At 43.7% G+C, this 20,936-nt stretch carries 19 protein-coding genes; 13 read left to right on the top strand and 6 right to left on the bottom strand.

Annotated features, from left to right (window positions below; genetic code table 11):
• Positions 1-149: 149 nt before the first annotated feature.
• Entirely contained in the window at positions 150-311 is a 162-nt protein-coding gene (locus BAZ21_RS28000; RefSeq protein ID WP_084011681.1) for an IS3 family transposase, read from the bottom strand.
• 217 nt (positions 312-528) lie between these two features.
• On the opposite strand from BAZ21_RS28000, the gene BAZ21_RS15540 reads away from it, so the two are divergent.
• From BAZ21_RS15540 to BAZ21_RS15495, 11 genes are all read left to right on the top strand, one after another.
• Entirely contained in the window at positions 529-1,128 is a 600-nt protein-coding gene (locus tag BAZ21_RS15540) for an RNA polymerase sigma factor (RefSeq protein ID WP_068502424.1), read from the top strand.
• Positions 1,129-1,448: 320 nt separating this feature from the next.
• Positions 1,449-3,176 carry an ABC transporter ATP-binding protein gene (locus BAZ21_RS15535; RefSeq protein WP_068502421.1) on the top strand — a complete coding sequence of 576 codons (1,728 nt, stop codon included), beginning with the start codon at positions 1,449-1,451 and terminating at the stop codon, positions 3,174-3,176.
• Between the two features lie 117 nt (positions 3,177-3,293).
• On the top strand, positions 3,294-3,476 hold the full coding sequence (locus tag BAZ21_RS30245; RefSeq protein ID WP_084011677.1) for a CLI_3235 family bacteriocin precursor: 183 nt from the start codon (positions 3,294-3,296) through the stop codon (positions 3,474-3,476).
• A gap of 85 nt (positions 3,477-3,561) precedes the next feature.
• Positions 3,562-5,019, top strand: coding sequence for a Cys-rich peptide radical SAM maturase CcpM (ccpM, locus tag BAZ21_RS15530; protein ID WP_068502419.1), 1,458 nt, complete (start codon positions 3,562-3,564; stop codon positions 5,017-5,019).
• Entirely contained in the window at positions 4,988-6,112 is a 1,125-nt protein-coding gene (locus BAZ21_RS15525) for a TIGR04066 family peptide maturation system protein (RefSeq protein ID WP_068502417.1), read from the top strand. Before ccpM ends, BAZ21_RS15525 begins: the two co-directional genes overlap by 32 nt.
• 17 nt (positions 6,113-6,129) lie before the next feature.
• A complete protein-coding gene (locus BAZ21_RS15520) occupies positions 6,130-6,402 on the top strand; it encodes a peptide maturation system acyl carrier-related protein (RefSeq protein WP_068502944.1) in 273 nt (90 codons plus the stop codon).
• A gap of 42 nt (positions 6,403-6,444) precedes the next feature.
• A complete protein-coding gene (locus BAZ21_RS15515; protein ID WP_068502416.1) occupies positions 6,445-8,001 on the top strand; it encodes a S8 family serine peptidase in 1,557 nt (518 codons plus the stop codon).
• A gap of 120 nt (positions 8,002-8,121) precedes the next feature.
• Positions 8,122-8,811 carry a DUF6033 family protein gene (locus tag BAZ21_RS15510; RefSeq protein ID WP_068502408.1) on the top strand — a complete coding sequence of 230 codons (690 nt, stop codon included), beginning with the start codon at positions 8,122-8,124 and terminating at the stop codon, positions 8,809-8,811.
• 242 nt (positions 8,812-9,053) lie between these two features.
• Positions 9,054-9,836, top strand: a complete 783-nt coding sequence (locus BAZ21_RS15505) for a muscle M-line assembly protein unc-89 Uncoordinated protein 89 (protein WP_068502403.1) — start codon at positions 9,054-9,056, stop codon at positions 9,834-9,836.
• 377 nt (positions 9,837-10,213) lie between these two features.
• Complete coding sequence (gene arfA, locus BAZ21_RS15500; protein ID WP_068502401.1) at positions 10,214-11,728, top strand: arabinosylfuranosidase ArfA; 1,515 nt, start codon at positions 10,214-10,216, stop codon at positions 11,726-11,728.
• Between the two features lie 172 nt (positions 11,729-11,900).
• A complete protein-coding gene (locus tag BAZ21_RS15495) occupies positions 11,901-12,647 on the top strand; it encodes a glycerophosphodiester phosphodiesterase (RefSeq protein ID WP_068502398.1) in 747 nt (248 codons plus the stop codon).
• Positions 12,648-12,743: 96 nt separating this feature from the next.
• Here the strand turns inward: BAZ21_RS15495 and BAZ21_RS15490 are convergent, their stop codons facing one another.
• The 5 genes from BAZ21_RS15490 to BAZ21_RS15470 all read right to left on the bottom strand — a co-directional run bounded on the left by BAZ21_RS15490 (position 12,744) and on the right by BAZ21_RS15470 (position 18,390).
• Complete coding sequence (locus tag BAZ21_RS15490; RefSeq protein WP_068502394.1) at positions 12,744-13,571, bottom strand: class I SAM-dependent methyltransferase; 828 nt, start codon at positions 13,569-13,571, stop codon at positions 12,744-12,746.
• Positions 13,572-13,717: 146 nt separating this feature from the next.
• The gene (gene galU / locus BAZ21_RS15485) at positions 13,718-14,590 is read right to left on the bottom strand and encodes a UTP--glucose-1-phosphate uridylyltransferase GalU (RefSeq protein WP_068502389.1); all 873 of its coding nucleotides are present in this window, start codon (positions 14,588-14,590) and stop codon (positions 13,718-13,720) included.
• The gene (locus tag BAZ21_RS15480) at positions 14,587-15,009 is read right to left on the bottom strand and encodes a GtrA family protein (protein WP_068502387.1); all 423 of its coding nucleotides are present in this window, start codon (positions 15,007-15,009) and stop codon (positions 14,587-14,589) included. The genes galU and BAZ21_RS15480 overlap by 4 nt, the downstream gene beginning before the upstream one ends.
• Before the next feature lie 3 nt (positions 15,010-15,012).
• On the bottom strand, positions 15,013-16,104 hold the full coding sequence (locus tag BAZ21_RS15475) for a glycosyltransferase family 2 protein (RefSeq protein ID WP_068502382.1): 1,092 nt from the start codon (positions 16,102-16,104) through the stop codon (positions 15,013-15,015).
• A gap of 18 nt (positions 16,105-16,122) precedes the next feature.
• A complete protein-coding gene (locus tag BAZ21_RS15470) occupies positions 16,123-18,390 on the bottom strand; it encodes a glycosyltransferase family 39 protein (RefSeq protein WP_068502381.1) in 2,268 nt (755 codons plus the stop codon).
• Between the two features lie 289 nt (positions 18,391-18,679).
• Here BAZ21_RS15470 and BAZ21_RS15465 point away from each other — a divergent pair, with 289 nt between their 5' ends.
• Positions 18,680-19,366, top strand: coding sequence for a response regulator transcription factor (locus BAZ21_RS15465; RefSeq protein ID WP_068502380.1), 687 nt, complete (start codon positions 18,680-18,682; stop codon positions 19,364-19,366).
• Entirely contained in the window at positions 19,363-20,853 is a 1,491-nt protein-coding gene (locus BAZ21_RS15460; protein ID WP_068502379.1) for a sensor histidine kinase, read from the top strand. Before BAZ21_RS15465 ends, BAZ21_RS15460 begins: the two co-directional genes overlap by 4 nt.
• Positions 20,854-20,936: the final 83 nt, after the last annotated feature.

Genomic DNA, 20,936 nt, shown 5'->3' with positions numbered 1-20,936 from the left:
GTCATCGAAAACGTTTGATGTTTCTATTAAACGCTATCTGATCGATAATTTTGTATCCAGCTAATGTCACAATACGAACAGCGGATTTGCGTGGGTGCATCGACCCCAAATTGACGCTTTAATTGATGCTCAACGATATGCGCAGGCTGTCAGGTTGGCTTACGCTTCTTCACCCTGACTCGGAACTGTAGCCCTTCGCGCTGAATAATCCGCTGTACGCACTTGTGATTAATTGTCTGTTCCCTTCCAAGCAGCGCCGTGATCTTTCGGTATCCCTCCTTAACCCGTAGTTCTCCTCGGTTCGATTCCATCTATGTGATGGCGATTGCTGGTGACACCTCTTCAACACCTCTTTCATCGGAACACCTACCAGTTTCAATTCTATGGTTCTCATCTTTACTTCGAGTAGATAGCTTACTCTTGTTATCAATGCAAAAACATCTCCAAATGCATACAGAGTTATCCTAATTATATCAATAAAATCCAATTGAATGATCAGGCAATTATTATAGGTAGGGAGGGAAGCATGTGCTCCTCATTATTATCTCTGAGTCAGATAAGCAAGAGGACATCGATTTTTTCACAGAATTATATATAAAGTTCTACCCAATTATGAAAACAAAGGCTTACGAAATTACTCAAGACTACAGCGTTACGGATGACTTGATTCAAGAAGCGTTTATTCGATTAATTAAAAAAATTCCGATTTTAAAATCATTAAATTCTTGTAAAAGGTCCTCATATATTGTACATACAATACGAAACACTTCGTTTAACTACGTAAAAAAGTGTTTGAATGAAAAAAATAAATGCACATATGGATTGCTTGATGAAGGAGCGGAATATATAGCTGATTCTCAATTGAGTATCGAGGAGAAATATAATTTGAAGGAGGAATATGAGCAATTAGGGAGTATCATAGGATTATTGTCTGAGAGGGACCAACTACTGTTAATTAATAAATATATTTTAGAATTAACTGATACAGAGTTATCCAAGGCTATAGATGTCCCAGCGGCCAATATCCGTTCCTATTTAACTCGTGCTAGGCGGAGAGCGCTGAAATTATTTCTGCGGAAAGAGGAGGACAAAGATCAGGACAAAGATCAGGACAGATCATTCCTTTAATAAGTGAAATAATCTAATAATTTCAAAAGAATCTTATATCATATAGTTTTGAATCAATATTTTTTCTTCTTAAGCTGTTGCGAATTGAGCATTTGATTTGTCTTTTATAATAAGAGTGAAAAGTTAGCATACCTAAGGGGGAGGGAGAACTGGCCAAGCTTATGCGATGGGGAGAAGATATCGTAATTTGATACTCTGTCGTTTTTTGAAAGTGCTTACCAAGTGGCTTGTATTTAAGTGAAATTAATCACAATTGGCATAAGTTACAGGTCATCGAAATCCTTATTATGGTAGTGACGATCATTTGGGGGGAGTTTTTCATGGATAACCAGGAAGCCATGAAAAAGCTGGTTCGTTTGTTCAAACCGCACATTAAAGCAGTAGTTATGTTGGTCAGCTTTATTATTGTTTCGAGTCTGGCCAATCTACTTATGCCGCTTATTAGTAAACGCATTATGGATGAGGGATTATTAAAACAAAATTTTAAAGCTGTTCTTCTATACTCTTCAGCTATATTGTTCTTATTCTGCATTGATAAAGGGATGAACTTGTTCAAAGAAATGGTACGAACCCGAATCAGTGCCAAAATTAAAAAGGATCTGTATGAAAAGGCTTACTCACATATTCAGCGTATAAAAATTGCTTATTTTAAAAATGTAAACAACACATCTACATTAAATAATGTGAATCAAGATATTGAAAATATGTCCAGAGTAACCGACGATTATGTATTTTTTGTCTTCACACAATTGTTTAGTATCTTAGGTGGAATGATTGGATTATTACTCATTAGTTGGAAAATGACACTAATTGTTCTTGCCTTTATTCCTTTAAAAATTCTTATTACCTATAAATTTTCTCGAAAGAAAGAGCAACTTATGAACAGCTATCTGAAAAGGAGTCATGAATATGCACATTGGTTTGGAGACATGCTTGGAGGCATCAGGGAATCTCGTATATTTGGATGTGCTAGTTACAAACAAAAAGAATTTGAGCTAAAAATTGACAATATAGTTGAAATCGAAAAGAAATCATCTATGATGGATGTTTTCAATACTACCTTTGAACTGACAATTATGCAGTTTTTAACTACTGCCCTTTATATTGTCGGTGGAAGCATGTTCTTTAGCTTGCAGTTAACTGTAGGAGGGATTTTTGCATTTATCACCTATAGTAGCTATGTCACTACCCCGATTGCTGCAATTGTAAATTTAAAATACATTTTTTCAGGTATTCTACCTTCAACAAAGCGGTTTTATAGTTTTCTAAAGCTTGAACAGGAAAGTAATGCAATCACTCGTGATTTTTTATTAACTCAGGATTTTGAGTCATGTGATCAAATTGTATTTGAGAATGTTAGTTTCTCATATGACACGGGGCATCCAATATTGGAGGATGTTAACTTCTCAATTAAGACTGGAGAAAAAGTTGCAATAGTGGGTGCAAATGGCTCTGGTAAATCTACACTTCTAAATTTACTATTACGTTTTTACGAGGCTAAAGGTGGAGAAATCACTCTAAATGGTATAAATATTAGGAATCTTGATATACAAGATTACCGTCTCCACTTCTCTGTTTTAGATCAGCATTTCTATCTTTTTGATGGAAGCATTGAGGAAAATGTGAAGCTTTATACTAACCTGAGTGAAGCTGATTTACGTCAGTCTGTTAACGACAGCGGTTTGACGGAATTTGTTAATTCTCATTCCCTTGATTACCAAATTGGCCCTAATGGCTCTCGATTATCTGGTGGTCAGAGACAAAAGTTGGCATTAGCGAGGGCTTTGGCTCATGAGAAAGCCATTTTTATTTGGGATGAAGCCGATACTCATCTGGATGCTGAGTCAGAAGCAAGCTTATATGCATTGCTTGAATCAAGATTGGAAAATAGCACCATCATTATGGTTACGCATCATTTGGACTTACTTGAACGGTCTGATAAAATTTTGTTACTTTCCAATGGTAGTGTAATACAGTATGAAAATAACAATGAATCTTGGAAGGATCATAAAGAATACCGTCAAGTAGCAATAGCGTTCAGTAAATAGAACCTCAATTCCGCAGTCATTTCAACAAATGCATCGAATTAAATTGGCCAATCTATTGCCTTTGTTTTCCAAAGGTAATTATCAATAGATTGAATAAAATGAAGGGAGGTAATCCAGATGAGAAAACTTGGAAAAAAACAAGTGGAAATGCCTGAAACACTGGAAGCCTATGCAGCATGTTCTTGTGCTTCATGTGGCTGCTATAACTGCACTTGTTCTTCGACGAATTCTTCTGCTCTGAACTATGCAAGATATCTCCAAACCTATAATTCGTTCTATGTCATTAGTGCCCTCAGCTAGAACTGCTGCTTGCCATTTGCTTACAGCCAAGGAATAGCTATTATTCCTTGGCTGTATTATAAAAAATAAGCGAGGAGTGACTATAATGTCAGGAGATACTCCGTTAATTTACTTATTTAGAACAGTGCAGGCTTGCTATATATACGATACGAACACAAATGAACTGATTAATGTGGATCCTGTTACATATGAATCTGTAAAAAATTTTATGGAGGGCAATAATAAGACGACACCGGAATTAGATGCATTAAGAAAAAAAGGATATCTCACCGGCGAACGAGATTTTATTATGGTTCATCCAGCAGATGAATTGCTTGAATCTATTTTAGATCGAAAGCTATATACCATGGCGTTGCAGTTGACTCAGAATTGTAACTTGCGATGTAAATATTGTGTGTACTCAGGTAGCTATACGAATCGAACGCATACGAATAAACGGATGAGCCGGGAAGTAGCCTTTAAAGCCATTGATTTTTTGATTCTCCATTCAGCGGATTCATCCACTATTAATTTGGGCTTTTATGGAGGGGAGCCGTTACTGGAATTTCCGCTGATTCGTGACTGTATTGAATATGCTAAAAAAAATATATTTGGCAAAGAATTAACTTTTAGTATTACCACGAATGCTACTCTTTTTTCTCCAGAAGTGATTGATTTTCTAAGTGAAAATTCAGTGAATATAACGATTAGTCTGGATGGTCCGGAATTGCTGCATGATAAAAACCGCAGGTATGGAGTTAATGGACGCGGAACATTTGCTGATATTATGAATAATATTGAGATGATTAAGGAAAGACACCCTGATTATGTAGAAAAAATTAATTTCAATACAGTTATTGATCCCCTTAATGACTACTCTTGTGTAAGCGATTTTTTTGGATCATATCATACGGTAAAGGAATTTCTGGTTACATCAGCCATTATTAATGACATCTACCGTAATGACTCAGTTTCCTTTAGCGAGAACTATCAGAAGAATGTAAACTACGAGCTATTTAAAATGTATTTGTGGAAACTTGGAAAATTAGATGAACGGCATGTTTCCAAACTGGTTCTGCCTACATTTTCGCAGATTAAAGAGAATGTCCATAAGAGAATGAAGCTGCCGACATCAAAGTTCAAGAAGGATCATCCTTCTGGCCCATGTGTACCGGGAGCACAAAGACTTTTTGTTGATGTGGAGGGACAATTGTATCCTTGCGAGCGAGTAAGCGAAAGCTCTCAAGTGATGCGAATCGGCGATGTATACGAGGGATTTGACTTTGAAAAAGTTCGATCTATTCTCAATCTAGGAAAGTTGACGGAAGAAGCATGCAGAAGCTGCTGGGCTTTTCGAATGTGCAATCAATGTGCTGCAGCGGCGGATGGAATTGAGGAATTATCTGGACCATTAAGAATGGAATTATGCCAGAATGTAAAAAATTATGTTGCTGATATTCTGATGACTTACTGTACATTGAGGGAACTTGGATGTGATTTTGAAGATCAAGCAGAGACGGAGGAGAGTCTTAATGAAGAAAAGAGTAGTTGTTTTTCCTTATAATGGAGAGTCCTTGCCTTTATTGAGGTACCGTCATATGCTTGTTGAATTTGATGTGGTTGGGGTGGTTTCTCCGCCAGGATTGGGAGTCTTGAATAAGGAGTCCGATTACGGTGAAGAGTTTCAAAATATAGAGACAAGTAGTAATCTTTCTTCATTGTACTGTGATTATGATGTAGTACTTATAGCTAATCCTGATGTGAGCTTCGATATGAGCGAGTTGATTCTGGCAGAAATTCTTCCAGTTTTGGAGGCTAAAAAAACGATTGTTAGTCTTTACCCTTTTAATCCTGAAGCCTACTGTAAGCTTCAGGACATGTGTTTGGCACAGGGGAGTTCACTTATCAATGTAGTCGATATTATTAAACGTAAGCAAGAACATTTATCAGAGTTAATTGATACTGAGGACGAACGACTGACGACCATTCAGACCCCGGTGTTGATGGTTGCGGGGGTATATGAGCATACGAATAAATTCGATATCCAGCTTTGTCTAAGAAATCATTTTATGCAAAGAGGATATAAAATTTCACAGATTGGGACAAGAACAGGCTGCGAGCTTTTTGGTTTTCACTCTTTTCCCCGAATCATGTTTGATTCCTTCCCGGAGTGGCAAAAAGTTTTGCTTTTTAATCGTCTATGCAAAGGAATTGAGATGACTGAGAAACCGGATTTAATTCTTCTCGGTATACCAGGAGGGATTATGCCCTACAATAACGAGTTGACCAATAAGTTTGGTGTACTGGCGTTCGAAATCGCCAATGCTGTGACGCCGGATGCGGCTATTTTAAGTCTGTTGTATGAAGATATTAATGAACTGTATTTGGAGAATATATATACATCTGTGAAATACAAGTTGGGCTTTGAAGTGGATTGTTTTAATTTCTCTAACCAAAAGCTTGATCTCAATTCCAGCAAAAGAGAACAAAAGAATAGTTTTGTCACGTTAAAAACAGAATTAGTAGACTCAAAAGTAAGAAATTTGGGGGATTGTCCCATCCCCGTTTTTGATAGCTTGAATACGGATGATGGTATGAAGATGTTTGAATATCTGGAGAATAAACTTATACGGAATGCACAAACACTAAGAATATGATTAAAGGGGACTTTATCATGGCTAAACTAGATGTTGCCGCTACGCTCAATGCATTGTTCTTTGAGCTTTTCAAAGTAGATGAAACGAAGTTGGTTTCCAGCTACTGGGATGAGGATTTGATGGGGGAACGGGTTGGTCTTGCTCCCCGTGATTTGCTCTATCTATTCTCCGAAATTGAACGGAAATTTAATATATTGATACCGGAAGAGGATGTCGTACAGGGTCATTTTCGATCTTTAAAAGGAATTGAGGGAGTAATCACAAAACAGGTTGATCTCTTGTGCCAGTAGGTTCAATATATGTTGTTGATTAGATACGAGAGGATGCTGTAAATGCCCCGGGAAGTTCACATAGCGATTATTGATGACGGTGTTTCAGCTGATGAACTGGGAATTCACCTTGATTATAATATTGAAATTGATAGAAATTTGGGAACAACGGTTCGAGCAAACGACAAAATAGGGCTCTCTCATGGAACATTATGCGCGGCTATTGTACTCAAATATAATCCTCACGTGAAAATTAGTAGTATCAAAATATTAAATCATCATCTAAAAGGAGAGCCAGCTCAGTTCTATGCCGCACTTCATTGGTGTGTGGATCATAACATAGATGTCGTCAATGTAAGTTTGGGGAGCACTTATCTAAATGAAAAAAAGCAGATGCGTGAAACAGTAAACCAACTCGTTGAAGCAGGCTTAATCATTGTATGTGCATGTCACAATGATGGTTATATTACTTACCCGGCATCCCTATCCAATGTAGTGGGTGTAAAGTGTCATACCAGTCAACAATTATCACAAAATGATTATGCATTTAATTATTACTCTGATGAGGGAATTGATGTTACTGCATCTGCAATGCACGAATTAAATCTGCCGTTTTTCGGATCAATGATTTGTTCAAATAGCAATAGTTATGCTGCTCCGTTTATAACTGCTTATATTTCTAAAATTCTGTATGATGCCTCTTCAAGTTATATTGATGATGTAAAGATTCAATTACTTCAGAACGCCAAAAATCATAATGTAACCGGATATGTATTGCCAGTATCAGAATCTCCTGACTGGATAACGGGTGCTTTTATTTTTCTGAAACCGAATGCTTTGTTAGACTACAACAGTTTGTATTTTCCTCATTTTAAAACTATCTTCGTGTATGAGCCTAAAGCTATAGCTGCTTATGTTAGAGAAGAATTGACTTCATTAGATAAACATGAATTTAACACCATAATAATTGATGATGTTCTAATGAATGAGAAAATGTTCGACTGTATCTATCGAATTGCTTCGGAATATCAAATGAACATTGTATATGTTGGAGAGTCCTTCTTCGACATTCCTACCCCCGTTCAATCTATTAATATAAAATTATGGCATTGGAGCTATAAAAGAAATATTATTCGCTATAACTCCTATACAACTGCTTCATTAGCTATTCCGCTAATTGCCATTTTTACTTCTGGACAAATTGAATCTTTTAACTTATTGAATCGATTAAAAGAATATTTTTTAGGGGAGCATTACGAATGCTCTGCCGTTTCGTGCGAACCTGCTGCAAACCTATTTGACATTGAGTATTTGCCCAAATGGAGCATGATGCACTATGCGGAAGATACAGCAGGGTATCTATCTTCTTATTTAAGAAGAACTAGTTCAGATTTATGTGTTACCACATTTGAGATCGGTAGCCGCCCAGAAATTGAAGAATTTTTATGTTTTCTGGAGGCTGACATTGAAGTTTATTTATATGCAGAAAATGAACTTGTGAGGATCATCGACCATACAGATGAAGGAAAAGAAATATTGACTACAACAGTGAAAACAGAAAATTTTGTGGATATAGTAGCCGGTTTCTTGTTTAAATATTTAAAACAGCAATTAACTTGAACTGTTCAATACACGGAAAAAACAAATTTTGTGCATAAATGGATAATTCATAAAAATATATTCATAAACCTGCCAGTATTACCGATAATTATAGTAAATAAAATGTCGGAGGTATGTTGGATGAATATTACGTTACCTACTATGAGTAATGTTTCTTTAACAACACGTTCAGAACAACAAAGAAATAAGATAACGGCTGGTGCTTCTTCCGTTGGTTTTGACAAAGTTTTGACTTCTGCCACTGAAAAAGAGGCACAAGCCATTTCAGAAAAATATGGCCTTACGGTTGGGATTGAGAGCATACCAAAGAATGAGAAAGAGATCGTCAGACGCGGAAGAAGTGGAAGCTTACAGGATGTGGTCATCGCACCTGGTATCTTGGAAAAAATGAAGACGGATACTGCCCTGAGAGAGAAAGTATACGGGTATATTAATTATTATACCAATGAGGATCAATCAGCGTTCATGCAAATGGAGCAAATGTATGGTGTAAATGTAGTTGGTCGTAGTTTAATTATTCATGAGGATGGCACCTATACTATATGGTCGGCCGGCGAAACCTCTCCAGAGGAAGTAGAGAAGGGCAAAAAAATCGAGGCAGAGAAGCAAAAAGAAAGAGCGGAACAAGAACGTAAAGCATCTGAGGATGCCGAGGAATATACATTTGTGCGTCCACTTCATTTAACAGAATTATTGCCTGCTCAAACGCTCAGTGCTTTGAGTTCTGATTCCAGGGGAGTTATGTCAACTCAGGATTGGATACAACAGAATTTGCTTTTAAAGACGAATAAGCTGAACAGATTTTATTAGGGGTAGCACTGGTCCAAGTTCGTTCTTTTTCAGAAAAAGCTTGTTTTTTCAAAGCCAAATCCGTTCGTTTGCGAATGGATTTGGCTTTGTTTTCAATAAGGACATAGTGCGAATGATTGAAGACAAGAGATTGCCTAACAGTGGAAAAGGAATGAAGGATTTGTGAAAATGATGATAAAACATACAAAAACATCCGATATATCTCTAGAATCACTTATTAGAAGAGAATTGGAGGTTTTAGGATGAATGTATCATTTACATCATCTCATCAATCGCCGTTCCGCAACACAGATAGCAACCGACTTGAACTACGGCATCCCATTTCCGCCAAGGCTGAAAGGAAGAGTATAGGCAAGCCGCAAAACAAAATGATTCAACAATTGACAGAGCAAAAGCAAAATTTGATGGAAAGACGTTCGGACTATTTAAGCAATGCGCTCAAGCGTGGGCTTAGTCCAGACGCTGTTAAAGCTGAAATGGAAGAGATCGATAAGCAGATTCAGCAAATTGACGAGAATATTCAAAAGCAATCACTGGAAGAGCAAAAAAAAGCTTTAGGCATGGATGAGGAAAGTAAAAAAGAAGCTCAGGAAGACAAAAAAGAACAATATACACCGAAGACGGCAGAAGAGCAAAAGCAGAGTCTGATCACATATACAATGCATAGTGTTATATCTGCAAACAATGAGTTGAAGAATGCCAAAATAACTAAAATGGCACAAATCACATTGGAAAGCGAAGCTAAGGGTTGGGAGAGCACTAACCCTGCAAAGTCAGCGGCTTTGCGTGAGAAGGCAGAAGGGCTTAATGGGAAAATTATGGAGATCGCTGCGAATGTCAATGAGCGTACCAGTGAAGCGGTGAATAAGGAACCGGCGATTACAGATCGGGATGAACAGAAGGATAAGAAGGAAGTAAGTGCAGACGCTGGCAGGGTGTGGACTGAACAAGAGCTCACTGCCTATCTGGACTCGGCCAAAGACGGAGCGAAGACTGCAGGCATGAGAGTAAATATTGCAGTCTGATCCGACTATCATATGCATGGTACGCTGAATCTGCTGTGCAAGAGAGGTGCTTCAGATGGACGCTATCGTTCGTAGAAGCACCCTCCGCTTACTCTAATGGAAACGAACAGAGCAGAAAAAATGAACAGCAAGACTATTAATTACTACTTAGTAAAGTAGTTATTTGCTCAATAGGTTTGTTTATAAAACGAGGCATTCGGAAAAGCGTAACCAATTTCTTATCGTTTATCATTATACTTAATAATAATATTAAGTATTTAATAATAATATTGACCATCATAATTATGGTGTGTTATATTAAAATCGTAAATAAAACGGCTTGTTAGGTCTTAGAGGTACAACGGATTTTATTTTCGCATTCAGAGAGGATGGTTTAGGTGGCAGCAGCTGTAAAAGCAAAAATGATTGTAGACAAATCTTTTCGTATTGCTGAAGTCGATAAACGCATTTATGGTTCTTTTGTAGAGCATCTCGGACGTGCGGTATATGGTGGTATTTATGAGCCCTCTCATTCATCCAGTGATGAAGGAGGTTTCCGTAATGATGTGAAAGAATTGGTAAGACAGCTTGATGTTCCAATTATTCGCTATCCGGGAGGTAATTTTGTATCCGGTTACAATTGGGAGGATGGTGTCGGTCCTGTCGCGTCAAGACCTAGACAGTTGGAGCTGGCGTGGAGAACGGTCGAGCCCAATGAAGTGGGTACGAATGAATTTTTCAAATGGGCCAAGGATGTTGGTTCCGAAGTCATGATGGCGATAAATCTGGGTACGCGCGGAATTGATGCGGCGCGTAATCTGGTTGAATATTGTAATCATCCGGGCGGCTCCTATTGGAGTGATCTGCGTCGCAGTCACGGGATAGAGCAACCGCACAAGATCAAAACCTGGTGTCTTGGCAATGAAATGGACGGTCCTTGGCAGATTGGACATAAGACAGCGGAAGAGTATGGCCGTCTGGCTGTAGAGTCTGCCAAAGCCATGAAGCTGATTGATCCTGACATTGAGCTTGTATCTTGTGGCAGCTCCAGCTCCACGATGCCGACGTTCCCGGAATGGGAAGCGACGACGCTGGATCATACCTATGAGGTAGCCGACTATATTTCCCTGCACCAATACTATGGCAACCACGACAATGATACGGCCAATTATCTGGCGCGTTCCATGGATATGGACCATTTTATTCAAACGGTCATTTCGACCTGTGATTATATCAAGGCGAAGAAACGCAGCAAGAAAAAAATGATGCTCAGCTTTGATGAATGGAATGTGTGGTACCATTCCAACGATGCGGACAAAAAAATCGATCCATGGTCTGTGGCACCGCCGCAGCTTGAAGATATCTACAACTTCGAGGATGCGCTATTGGTGGGCAGCATGCTGATCACGTTCCTGCGTCACGCGGATCGTGTGAAGATGGCTTGTCTCGCCCAACTGGTCAACGTTATTGCTCCGATCATGACCGAAAATAACGGCAAAGCGTGGAAGCAAACAATTTTCTATCCGTACCTGCATGCATCCCGTTATGGTCGTGGAATATCGTTGATGCCTGTGGTGGACTCCGAAAAATACGACTCCAAGGATTTCACAGACATCCCTTATCTGGATAGCGCGGTGGTTTATGATGAAGAGGGAGACGCTCTGACCATCTTTGCGGTTAACCGTCACTTGTCCGAGTCGCTGGAGCTGACGGTAGATGTACGCAGCTTCGAAGGCTACCGCATTGTGGAGCATACCGTGCTGGAGCATGACGATCTTAAAGCGACCAATAGCCCCGCAGGGGAAAAGGTTACGCCTCACAATGGCGGTAGTGCCAAGCTGGAGGATGGAATTGTAAAAGCTCATTTGGGTAAAGCATCGTGGAACGTCATTCGTCTCGCTAGATCTCATTAATTCTCTTCTAATAGAAGGTAGGTAAGTCTCAAAGCTAGGTCTCATTTGTGGCTAAATAAGCTCGCATTCTCTCTTGTAATGGCGTACAGGAGTAGCAGTGCGGGCTTTTTTTATACAGCCCGAACAATGAGCGCGTATCATGTTCTTGTGAATTGACAGGAGGGATCAGGCTGTGACTATGACCGAAAAGGTGATTAATTTTGCACATCGCGGAGCTTCTGGGGTGTGTCCTGAAAATACGATGGCGGCGTTCCGACATGCGCTGGAACTGGGAGCAACAGGCATTGAAACGGATGTGCAGCGTACCCAAGATGGATATCTGGTGCTGATTCACGATGAATCGTTGAAGCGTACAGCTGGCTCCCCGCTTGATGTAAGGGATATTACGCTGCAAGAACTGAATGCGCTGGATGCTGGCGGCTGGTTTGACGAGAAATTCCGAGGCGAGCGGGTGCCACTGCTGGATGAGCTGTTGGAACTGGCGCAGTCCTCTGATACAGTGATTAATCTTGAATTGAAAAATAGCATTTATCGCTATCCCGGTATGGAAGAAGAAGTCATTGCTGCCGTAAAACGCTTCGGGCTGGAAGAGCGGGTGATCCTATCCAGCTTCAATCACGAATCGCTGGCGCTCTGTGCGCAGCTCGCTCCTGAGATCAGGACGGGTGCGCTGTATATTGAGGTTATGGTGCGTCCATCGGAGTATGCAGCCCAATTCGGAGTCACAGCGCTTCATGCCTACAAGCATGCTGTTACACCGGAGGCCGTATCCGAGGCTTTAGCGGCAGGCGTAGTCTACCATCCGTGGACGGTGAATGAGCCGGAGGAAATGAAGTATCTGCTGGAGGCCGGGGTGAGCGGCATTATCACGGACTATCCTGATCGGCTGGTGCACATTTTAGCTTCCCGTTCGTCCTGATCGGAAGCAAACTGAACTGAAGCGAAAAGACTCTCCTGCACGCTCACGTATTTACGAGGCGAAGGGGAGTCTTTTTTTGAGAACCTGATTCCTTTCCTACTTGATGCCAAGCCGCATACGGTAGCTGAACAGGATATCCAGTGTTCTGCCCTGAAAATGATCCTCTACCTGTTTCACAAAACGGGCCAAATCGTCATCCAGTGTTCGATTGCCGAGCTTGAAGACACTCTGAATGCCACCTTGGCTTAGAGCAAGCCCTGTATAGCGAGCGGCGTCACACTGCTCATGGTTATGGAAGACAATTTCCCGGGTGTAGTGAAATTGTCCGCTACGCTGCAGATTAGCCAAATGCTGATCTTTGCTCCATTTGTGGGCTTGTTGTTCTACAGGGGTTACCTGCTCCAAAATGGTATCCGCTTTGGCGATAAGCTCTGTATAAGCCTGCTCTATCTGCCATTGCAGCACTGGAGGCCAGTCACAGTCAAAGGCTGCGAACACGCCGCCCTGAGCCAAGACTCTGCCCGCTTCCTGGAGTGTGCTCTCGGGGTCCATCCAGTGAAAGGATTGAGAGCAGGTGATGACGTCTACAGTTTCATCCTCAAAAGGCAGGCTGTTGGAGAACCCGCTTTGGAAGGAGATGGCTCCCGCCATGGTCGTTCCTGCTGTTTTTAGCTTGCGTTCGGCCTTTTCTCTCATGTCCTGGTTAGGCTCGATGCCGACGATCTGCCGAGCCGCATCTTTCCAGATGAAAGTCGAAAGTCCTGTACCACAGCCAATATCGGCTACAAGCTCTACATTTCGTTCCAGGTAGCGGCTAATGATTTCCACGACGAGTGACGGCGCTTCCGGGCGATGCTGATCGTAGTTGTCGGCAAAACCACTGAAGCGGTCCACGTTACTTTGCAAATTTCCTTCAGGTATCATAGGGGCTTTTTCCTCCTTCGTTTCGACCGGGTGGCCGAGCAGATTCCGATGCTGCTGTACTCTTACATTGTACAGTTTTATATGTTTATTCATCTACTGTTGTGATTGTACAGCAACCATCGGATTTCGGAGGAGATTTCCCTATTTTATCGCGAAGCCAGCGCTTCGCGTATCATGGAGTCCAGCATGGGGCGCAAATCTTCGCGCTGCATGCCCATGTGGAGTACGGCTTCCAGATATCCAGCCTTATCACCAATATCATAACGCGTGCCTTCCAGTTCCAGGGCGAGCAGTTGGTTCTGTAATGCTACCTGATGGAGGGCATCTGTCAGTTGGTATTCACCACCCGCACCGGTGGACATGTTTTCCAATATGGAGAAAATGGAAGGCTCCAATACATACCGTCCAATGACTGCCTGCCGCGAAGGAGCATTTGCAGGGGATGGCTTTTCAACAAGTCCGCCGACCTCGTGAATAAGGCCATTCTGGCGGGTGGAGTCAATAATACCATATTTGCTCACATCCTGTTCTTCTACCGTACGCACACCGACCACTTGCTTGCCCGTCGCCTCGTAAACATCCATCATTTGACGAATGGCCGGGGTAGAAGAATTCATAATATCATCGCCCAGCAATACAGCGAAGGGCTCATCGCCAATGAACTGACGGGCACAGCGTACTGCATGTCCCAAGCCGAGAGGTTCTTTTTGACGGATATAGTGAATGACTGCTTTGCCCCCGATGCTTTGAACCTCGCGCAGAAGATCATACTTACCTTTGCTCTCCAACACTTGCTCCAATTCTACAGACTTGTCAAAATGATCCTCGATGGCTTTTTTATTGCGGCCCGTAACGATAATGATGCTTTCAATCCCGGATTTGATGGCTTCTTCTACGATATATTGAATAGCCGGCTTGTCGACTATTGGAAGCATCTCTTTAGGTAAAGCTTTTGTGGCAGGCAGAAAACGGGTTCCTAGTCCGGCGGCTGGAATAACGGCTTTTGTAATTTTTCTCATAGAGATTCACTTTCCTTTCGGGATAGGGAACCAAATACCCAGTATCGGCTCCCGATATAATTAATGATCATTCCGGCTGCGGTGGCGATCAGCTTGCATAAGGCAAGAGGCAGCTCGGTTCCAGCGTGAAGCAGTTGTAATAATAAGGCGGTTAGACCCAATACGATCAGGTTGATGACGATAAACTTAGGTAATTGACTTTTGTTATTGTCGTTTGATCGTTGTTTATTGAATGTCCATTTGCTGTTTAAAATATAACTGTTGGCTGTGCCGCAGCTATACGAAATGATCTGCGCCACCAGGACCGGAACTCCGGCCCAAGCCAGCAGCATAAAAATGATATAATCTACCCCCGTATTGACCAGTCCTACCATGCCAAAACGGATTATAGGAAGCAGCGGGGCTACTCGATTTTTCATGAGTTATGCTCCATGACCGGATTTGGGGCCGGGATATACCGCGCTGTTGCCGCGTACTGTGCGTCCGGCAGAAATCAGACTGTCCCGGCCTCCTTGCATATACAGGGAGTCACGTTGTTCAGGAACTTTCTTGGCATGTGTCGGTCCGTTTTCGTATTGTCCGCCCAGATGCTCACGTACAATGTAGAGCGGACGGGCTTTGGTCTCATCATAAATCCGTCCTACATATTCACCCATAATACCGAGAATGATCAGGATTACACCGTCAAAGATCAGGCTGATGCTAATCATGGACGACCAGCCCTTCATTACGTAGGAATCGGTGAAAAAGTTGAGGAATAACACGTACATCAGATACAGGAAGCCGGACATCGACAGAAGTGCTCCAATGTAACCCGCCAGCTTGAGCGGTTTAATCGAAAAGGATGTGATCCCGTCCAGGCTGAGCTTGATCATGCGTTTCAGCGGATACTTGGTTTCGCCTGCGAGCCGCTCATCGCGCTCATATTCAACAGCAGTTTGCTTGAAGCCGATCCAGCTGACCAGTCCACGGACAAATCGGTTATTTTCCGGCAGTCGCTTTAATTCATCTATAACCTTGCGGTCCATCAGGCGGAAGTCCCCGGTGTCCACCGGGATATTGATATCCGTGGATGCTTTGAGCACACGGTAGAAGAGGCTGGCCGACCATTTCTTGAAGCGAGTTTCGCCATTGCGTTTCAGCCGTTTGGCGTAAACCACTTCATAGCCTTCTTTCCATTTACTAGCCATCTCAACAATTAGCTCCGGCGGGTCCTGGAGATCGGCGTCAATGACGACGACCGCCTCTCCCACCGCATAATCCATCCCGGCGGTAATAGCCAGCTGGTGACCGAAATTGCGGGAAAAATCAATCAAGACAATGGTGTCATCTCTGAGGCTGAATTCCTTGATGAGCTGGACGCTGCGGTCCGAGCTTCCATCATTTACAAAGATCAGCTCGTAGGGCTCGCCCATCGAGCCCATGACTTGTTTTAGCCGCCGATAGGTTTCTGTAATGACAGCTTCCTCGTTGTACATCGGTATAACTATGGAATAACGAATTTGTTCACTCATAAGTAATTCCTCCCTAATTTATAATGTGATTTCGTATAAAGTACCGCTTCCGCCACGCTCGTCTCCGCCAGGTCCACCTTGGCCATCCTGAGCATTTGAATTACTGTTCGTTTTGTCGCTTCCGCTGTCGGATGCTTGAACATCTGTGCTTGCTTCGCCAGTTGTTGTTTTCCACTCATCTGTAGGGATTACTTTGCCGTGCTCTTTGATCCATGTGGTGACTTCGGAGTTACCGCTGTCTGGTCCACCGCCGCCTCCACCATTGATCATGAAGTATTTCACCTGACCGCTTTCGACCAGCGCCTTGATCTTGTCGACGGTATACACCGGATCGGAGGATACAAAGCCGTTCATAATAATCACTTTTTGTCCGGCTTCAATCATGTAAGGAGCGGCTGTTGAATAATTGCTTGCAGCGAAAAGGTAGGTTTCCCCTGTGTTATGCTGTTGCAAATAGCTCAACGTCTTTTGATCTAAGCTTTGACTTCCGTTCGGTCCACCCATTCCTCTGGAACGGTTAGAAGATCTCTGTTCCGTGTCTGTGCTTGTTTGAGTTCCTTCAGCTTGTTGTCTATCGGCGCTCTGGCCTTGATTGCCAAAATTACCTCCTGGCATTCCGCCACCACCTCCACCGCCGCCAAATTGAGACGGTCCGGCTTGTGGAATCATGCTGTTTCCTCCGTAGGTGATCGGTGTCAATGCCCAATACACAGGGCCGATAAACATAGCGAGTACACTTGCAATGATGGCATATCTTGTGAACTTCTCAGATTTCATTCGTGCTACTACCAGCAGTGCCGTGCCGATGATCCCCAGGATCAATACTGCGATGGACCAGCCGCTGCCAATGGTATCGTTGTAATTTTGCAAAACAAACCAGCTAAATACCGAGGTTGCCAATACAGCTGTGGGTAACAACCAGGAAAGCCAACCAGAACGCTCGCGATACTGCTGCCACAATTCTACGAATCCGGCTCCGAAGAGCGCTGAAATCGGTGGAGCAAGCATAATCAGATAATAATGATGAAAGAAACCTGCTACGCTGAAAAATGCAGCTACGGGAAGCAGCCAAGCCAACCAGAAGATGACCTCTTTGTGCTTTTGGGTTATATTGCGACGTCGAATGCTTGCAAGCAGGCCGACTGAAGCAATCAACGCGAATGGAAGCAGCCAGCTGGCCTGACCTGATAAGGCAGATTGGAATAACCGTAAAGGCCCCTTTTCACCAGTGCCGAACATGCCGCCACCGGAATTTCCGCCCGGACCACCACCCGGACCGCCTTGCCCATTGTCGCCAAATCCTCCCGGCGGCATTTGGCCACCTGCACCGAATCCGCCTGCTGCCATGTTGTTAGTAGCAGCATCGCCAGTTGCTGTAGTATCGTCCGATGGTGCAGCAGTCTGAGTCTGCTCCGAATTTGTATTGCTACTATTCGTTGTGGCGTTTTGCCTCCACTCCGAGCGCTGGCCACCACGTCCACCGCCTGTTCCCTGATCTCCTGTCAGACGGGACAGACCGTTATAGCCAAAGGCCAAATTCAGTACAGAGTTTGTACCGCTGCTTCCCATATAAGGGCGCTGGTCTGCCGGAGTGGAATCTACCACGACTGCCCAAGAGAGCGACACAATCAGGAGAACCACTGCCGATCCTGCCAGGGTTACCGCTTTTCGCTTCCAGTTAAACTTGGAGGCCAGCAGATAAAACAGTCCCAAAGCGGGAACGATCATATAGGCTTGTAGCATTTTTTCATTAAAGGCGATGCCTACAACTGCGAAAGCCGCGAGGATCAGCCCGGTTTTGCTATTTTTAATGCCTCTGAACAAAAGCCATGTGGCAAGTAGCAAGGTGAACACCAGCATAGCGTCGATGTTATTTGTGCGGCTGACCGCTACTGCTATCGGTGTAGTTGCCATGGCGAAGGCGGCCAATCGAGCAGCCATCGTACCGAAGCTCGGTTTCACGAGCAGGTAAACGAGCAGTACCGACCCGACCTGAGCCAGCGCTTGCGGCAAAATAACGCTCCAGCCGTGAAGCCCGAATATATAGGCGCTCGCGGTCTGAATCCAGAACACGACAGGCGGTTTGTCTACCGTTACTGATCCGGCAGAATCGAGTGAGGCAAAGAAGAAGTTGTGAAAGTTCTCTAGCATGCTCGCTACGGCCGTCGTGTAGTAGGTGTTAACGTATTTGTCTTGCCAGATGTTGTATCCGTTCAAAAATGCAGATATCAACATGATGATGATCAGGGGGATATCCGCCCTGCTTTTAAACCATTTCTTAATCATGTACATTCCACTCCCTGTGAAAATTCTTTGTGTTTATTCCGTTGTTCTAGCCGCTATCTTCAGGACTGCGGAATGACCAGTCGCTTCTGATCCTGGCCCGGTGAACTACCGGCTTGTTATTATCATGCCAAACGTACCTTAATTGGTTATGAGCGCTCCCTGAACGTTAGCTGAAAGCTTATCAGAGGTACTTTTTTTACGGCGGGATTCAGGTATATTAGATACAGGTGAAAATGAACCGACTTTTTATAGGGGAAAAAATGCCATGTTATGAAAGGGAAGATTAACCATGAAACCAATACACGGAGTTAAAATTATGCTGGCCGACGATGAGCCTCATATTTTGCAATTTTTAGAGCTTGGACTAATTAATGAAGGATATGAAGTCAGAACCGCCGAGAATGGGAGTGATGCGGTTGACCTGGCAAGAGAGTTTCGTCCGCATGTAGCCGTACTGGATGTCATGATGCCTGAAATGAACGGCTTCGAGGTATGTCAAAGTCTCAAGGAGACGGAGGATAATATCGCGGTCATTATGCTGACAGCCAAGGATGATGTGGATGATCGGGTGAAAGGCTTAAAACTCGGCGCGGATGATTATGTTGTAAAGCCTTTTAGCTTTAATGAGCTGCTGGCTCGCATTGAAGCGCGTTTGCGCAACCAGTTTCCCGATCTGCTGGGGGAAGTGGTTCACGGACCCTTTCAAGTGGATGATCGCCGCAAGGAGATTCGCTATCAGAGTCAGGTGCTGGAGCTGTCGCCTACCGAATATGAACTATTGAAGTTTCTTGTGCTGAACCACGGTATTGTTTTGAGTAAAAGCCGTATTCTGGACCGGGTATGGGGGTACGATTTTGGGGGCGAGGATAATATTGTTGAGGTGTATATTCGCTCGTTGCGTGAAAAACTTAAAGACAAGGAGCATCGGGTCATTCGTACGCTGCGCGGTGTGGGATACCGTGTGGATCTGCTATGAAGGCGGGGGGCAAACATCGGGGCAAATATGGACTTCGTTCTCTCCGGTCCCAGCTTTTAGCCAGAACATTGCTTATTTTGGCTCTGATGCTCGTATTGATCGGCTTTCTACAATATTTTCTGATGAAAGATTTTTTGTATCGGAGTCGTGCAGATGCTATGGGAACGCAGTTAAACTCCATTCCTGCTGATTTATTGATTAGGGACTCGCAAGAGCAGAGCGGGGGTGTTGCTCCCCAGGGAGGAAACAATCGAAGGGATAGTCGACCGGGGCCGTTTCTGTTTTGGCCGGATATGTCGCTCGCGGCTATAGCCACAGATGGAACCTTCCAGAACTTGTCCAGTGAAAACGGACTTAACCCACCGCGTCTCACCACTGAGCAGTATCAAGCGATGCAGCAGGACAAGCGCATGCGTCATGGCTATCAATTGATCACGGATGCTCAAGGGAATGAGCAACTGGTTGTGTTCCGCCCGCTTGGTCCACCTGACCGCTCGTCAGGTTTGCTTCAAATGGGCGTATCCACGACTTCCATGCAAGAGCAGCTGATTAATCAGCTCCGTACTTTTATTTTATTGTCACTGATTGCGCTTGCGATTGGTCTGGCCCTCATGCTTCCTGTACTGCGCCGTACGTTGGTGCCCCTTTCGCGGATGGTTGAGGCGGTCAAACGTATTGATGCCGGCAATCTGGACGAACGCTTTGACGCTGAGCAGGGCCAGTATGAAGTGGATCGCTTGGCGGTTTCATTTAATGGAATGCTGGAACGGCTGGAGCATTCATTTGCTGCTGAGCGGGAATTGCAGATGCAGATGAGACGATTCATAGCGGATGCTTCTCATGAGCTACGCACCCCGCTCACGTCGATCCACGGCTTTTTGGAGGTATTGCTTCGCGGGGCGGCAGCCAATCCCAAGCAGCTTCAGTCCGCACTAGAAAGTATGTATGGGGAATCCAAGCGGATGAATAAGCTTGTCTCTGACTTACTGTTGCTGGCTAAGCTGGACCGAACGCCGGAGTTGAAGCTGGAATGCATATCGCTGGATGGGCTGCTGCTGGAAATGAAACCACAGCTTCTCATGCTGGCAGGCACACGTAAAGTGGTTTTTGATATGACGGCAAGTGTACGGGTGCTGGCAGAGGGGGATAAAATCAAGCAGGTGGTGCTCAATCTGTTTCACAATGCTGTTCAGCATACGGACCTGGAAAACGGTGTGATCCATGTAAATTTGTCCGCCAGCAAGAAGTTGGCAGATATCCAAATTCGTGATAACGGACCAGGCATGAGTCAAGAACAGCTGGAGCGGATATTTGAGCGATTTTATCGTGGAGATGAATCACGTACACGCAGCTCGGGTGGAGCGGGGCTTGGCTTGGCTATTACAGAGTCTATCGTGGAAGCGCACGGCGGAAACATCACAGCCGAAAGTACACTGGGAGTCGGTAGTGTATTCAAAGTAACGCTGCCTTTAGCAGGAACGGTATAGTATCGCACATGGTGGCGCAACATAAAAAAAGCCCCCCGGACCGCAGCTTTACTTGTTACACGGCTCGGGAGGCTTTTAAGTTG

Origin of the sequence: Paenibacillus kribbensis, assembly GCF_001705305.1 — a bacterium.
In the GTDB taxonomy this organism is placed as follows: domain Bacteria; phylum Bacillota; class Bacilli; order Paenibacillales; family Paenibacillaceae; genus Paenibacillus; species Paenibacillus kribbensis_B.
This window is presented reverse-complemented; position numbering and strand designations above follow the sequence as displayed.

Bases quoted from the DNA above. Each gene is read 5' to 3' on its own strand.
- BAZ21_RS28000 (WP_084011681.1), bottom strand. From the start codon at position 311: ATGGAATCGAACCGAGGAGAACTACGGGTTAAGGAGGGATACCGAAAG.
- BAZ21_RS15535 (WP_068502421.1), top strand. From the start codon at position 1,449: ATGGATAACCAGGAAGCCATGAAAAAGCTGGTTCGTTTGTTCAAACCG.
- BAZ21_RS30245 (WP_084011677.1), top strand. From the start codon at position 3,294: ATGAGAAAACTTGGAAAAAAACAAGTGGAAATGCCTGAAACACTGGAA.
- ccpM (WP_068502419.1), top strand. From the start codon at position 3,562: ATGTCAGGAGATACTCCGTTAATTTACTTATTTAGAACAGTGCAGGCT.
- BAZ21_RS15525 (WP_068502417.1), top strand. From the start codon at position 4,988: ATGAAGAAAAGAGTAGTTGTTTTTCCTTATAATGGAGAGTCCTTGCCT.
- BAZ21_RS15520 (WP_068502944.1), top strand. From the start codon at position 6,130: ATGGCTAAACTAGATGTTGCCGCTACGCTCAATGCATTGTTCTTTGAG.
- BAZ21_RS15515 (WP_068502416.1), top strand. From the start codon at position 6,445: ATGCCCCGGGAAGTTCACATAGCGATTATTGATGACGGTGTTTCAGCT.
- BAZ21_RS15510 (WP_068502408.1), top strand. From the start codon at position 8,122: ATGAATATTACGTTACCTACTATGAGTAATGTTTCTTTAACAACACGT.
- BAZ21_RS15505 (WP_068502403.1), top strand. From the start codon at position 9,054: ATGAATGTATCATTTACATCATCTCATCAATCGCCGTTCCGCAACACA.
- BAZ21_RS15490 (WP_068502394.1), bottom strand. From the start codon at position 13,571: ATGATACCTGAAGGAAATTTGCAAAGTAACGTGGACCGCTTCAGTGGT.
- galU (WP_068502389.1), bottom strand. From the start codon at position 14,590: ATGAGAAAAATTACAAAAGCCGTTATTCCAGCCGCCGGACTAGGAACC.
- BAZ21_RS15480 (WP_068502387.1), bottom strand. From the start codon at position 15,009: ATGAAAAATCGAGTAGCCCCGCTGCTTCCTATAATCCGTTTTGGCATG.
- BAZ21_RS15475 (WP_068502382.1), bottom strand. From the start codon at position 16,104: ATGAGTGAACAAATTCGTTATTCCATAGTTATACCGATGTACAACGAG.
- BAZ21_RS15470 (WP_068502381.1), bottom strand. From the start codon at position 18,390: ATGATTAAGAAATGGTTTAAAAGCAGGGCGGATATCCCCCTGATCATC.
- BAZ21_RS15465 (WP_068502380.1), top strand. From the start codon at position 18,680: ATGAAACCAATACACGGAGTTAAAATTATGCTGGCCGACGATGAGCCT.
- BAZ21_RS15460 (WP_068502379.1), top strand. From the start codon at position 19,363: ATGAAGGCGGGGGGCAAACATCGGGGCAAATATGGACTTCGTTCTCTC.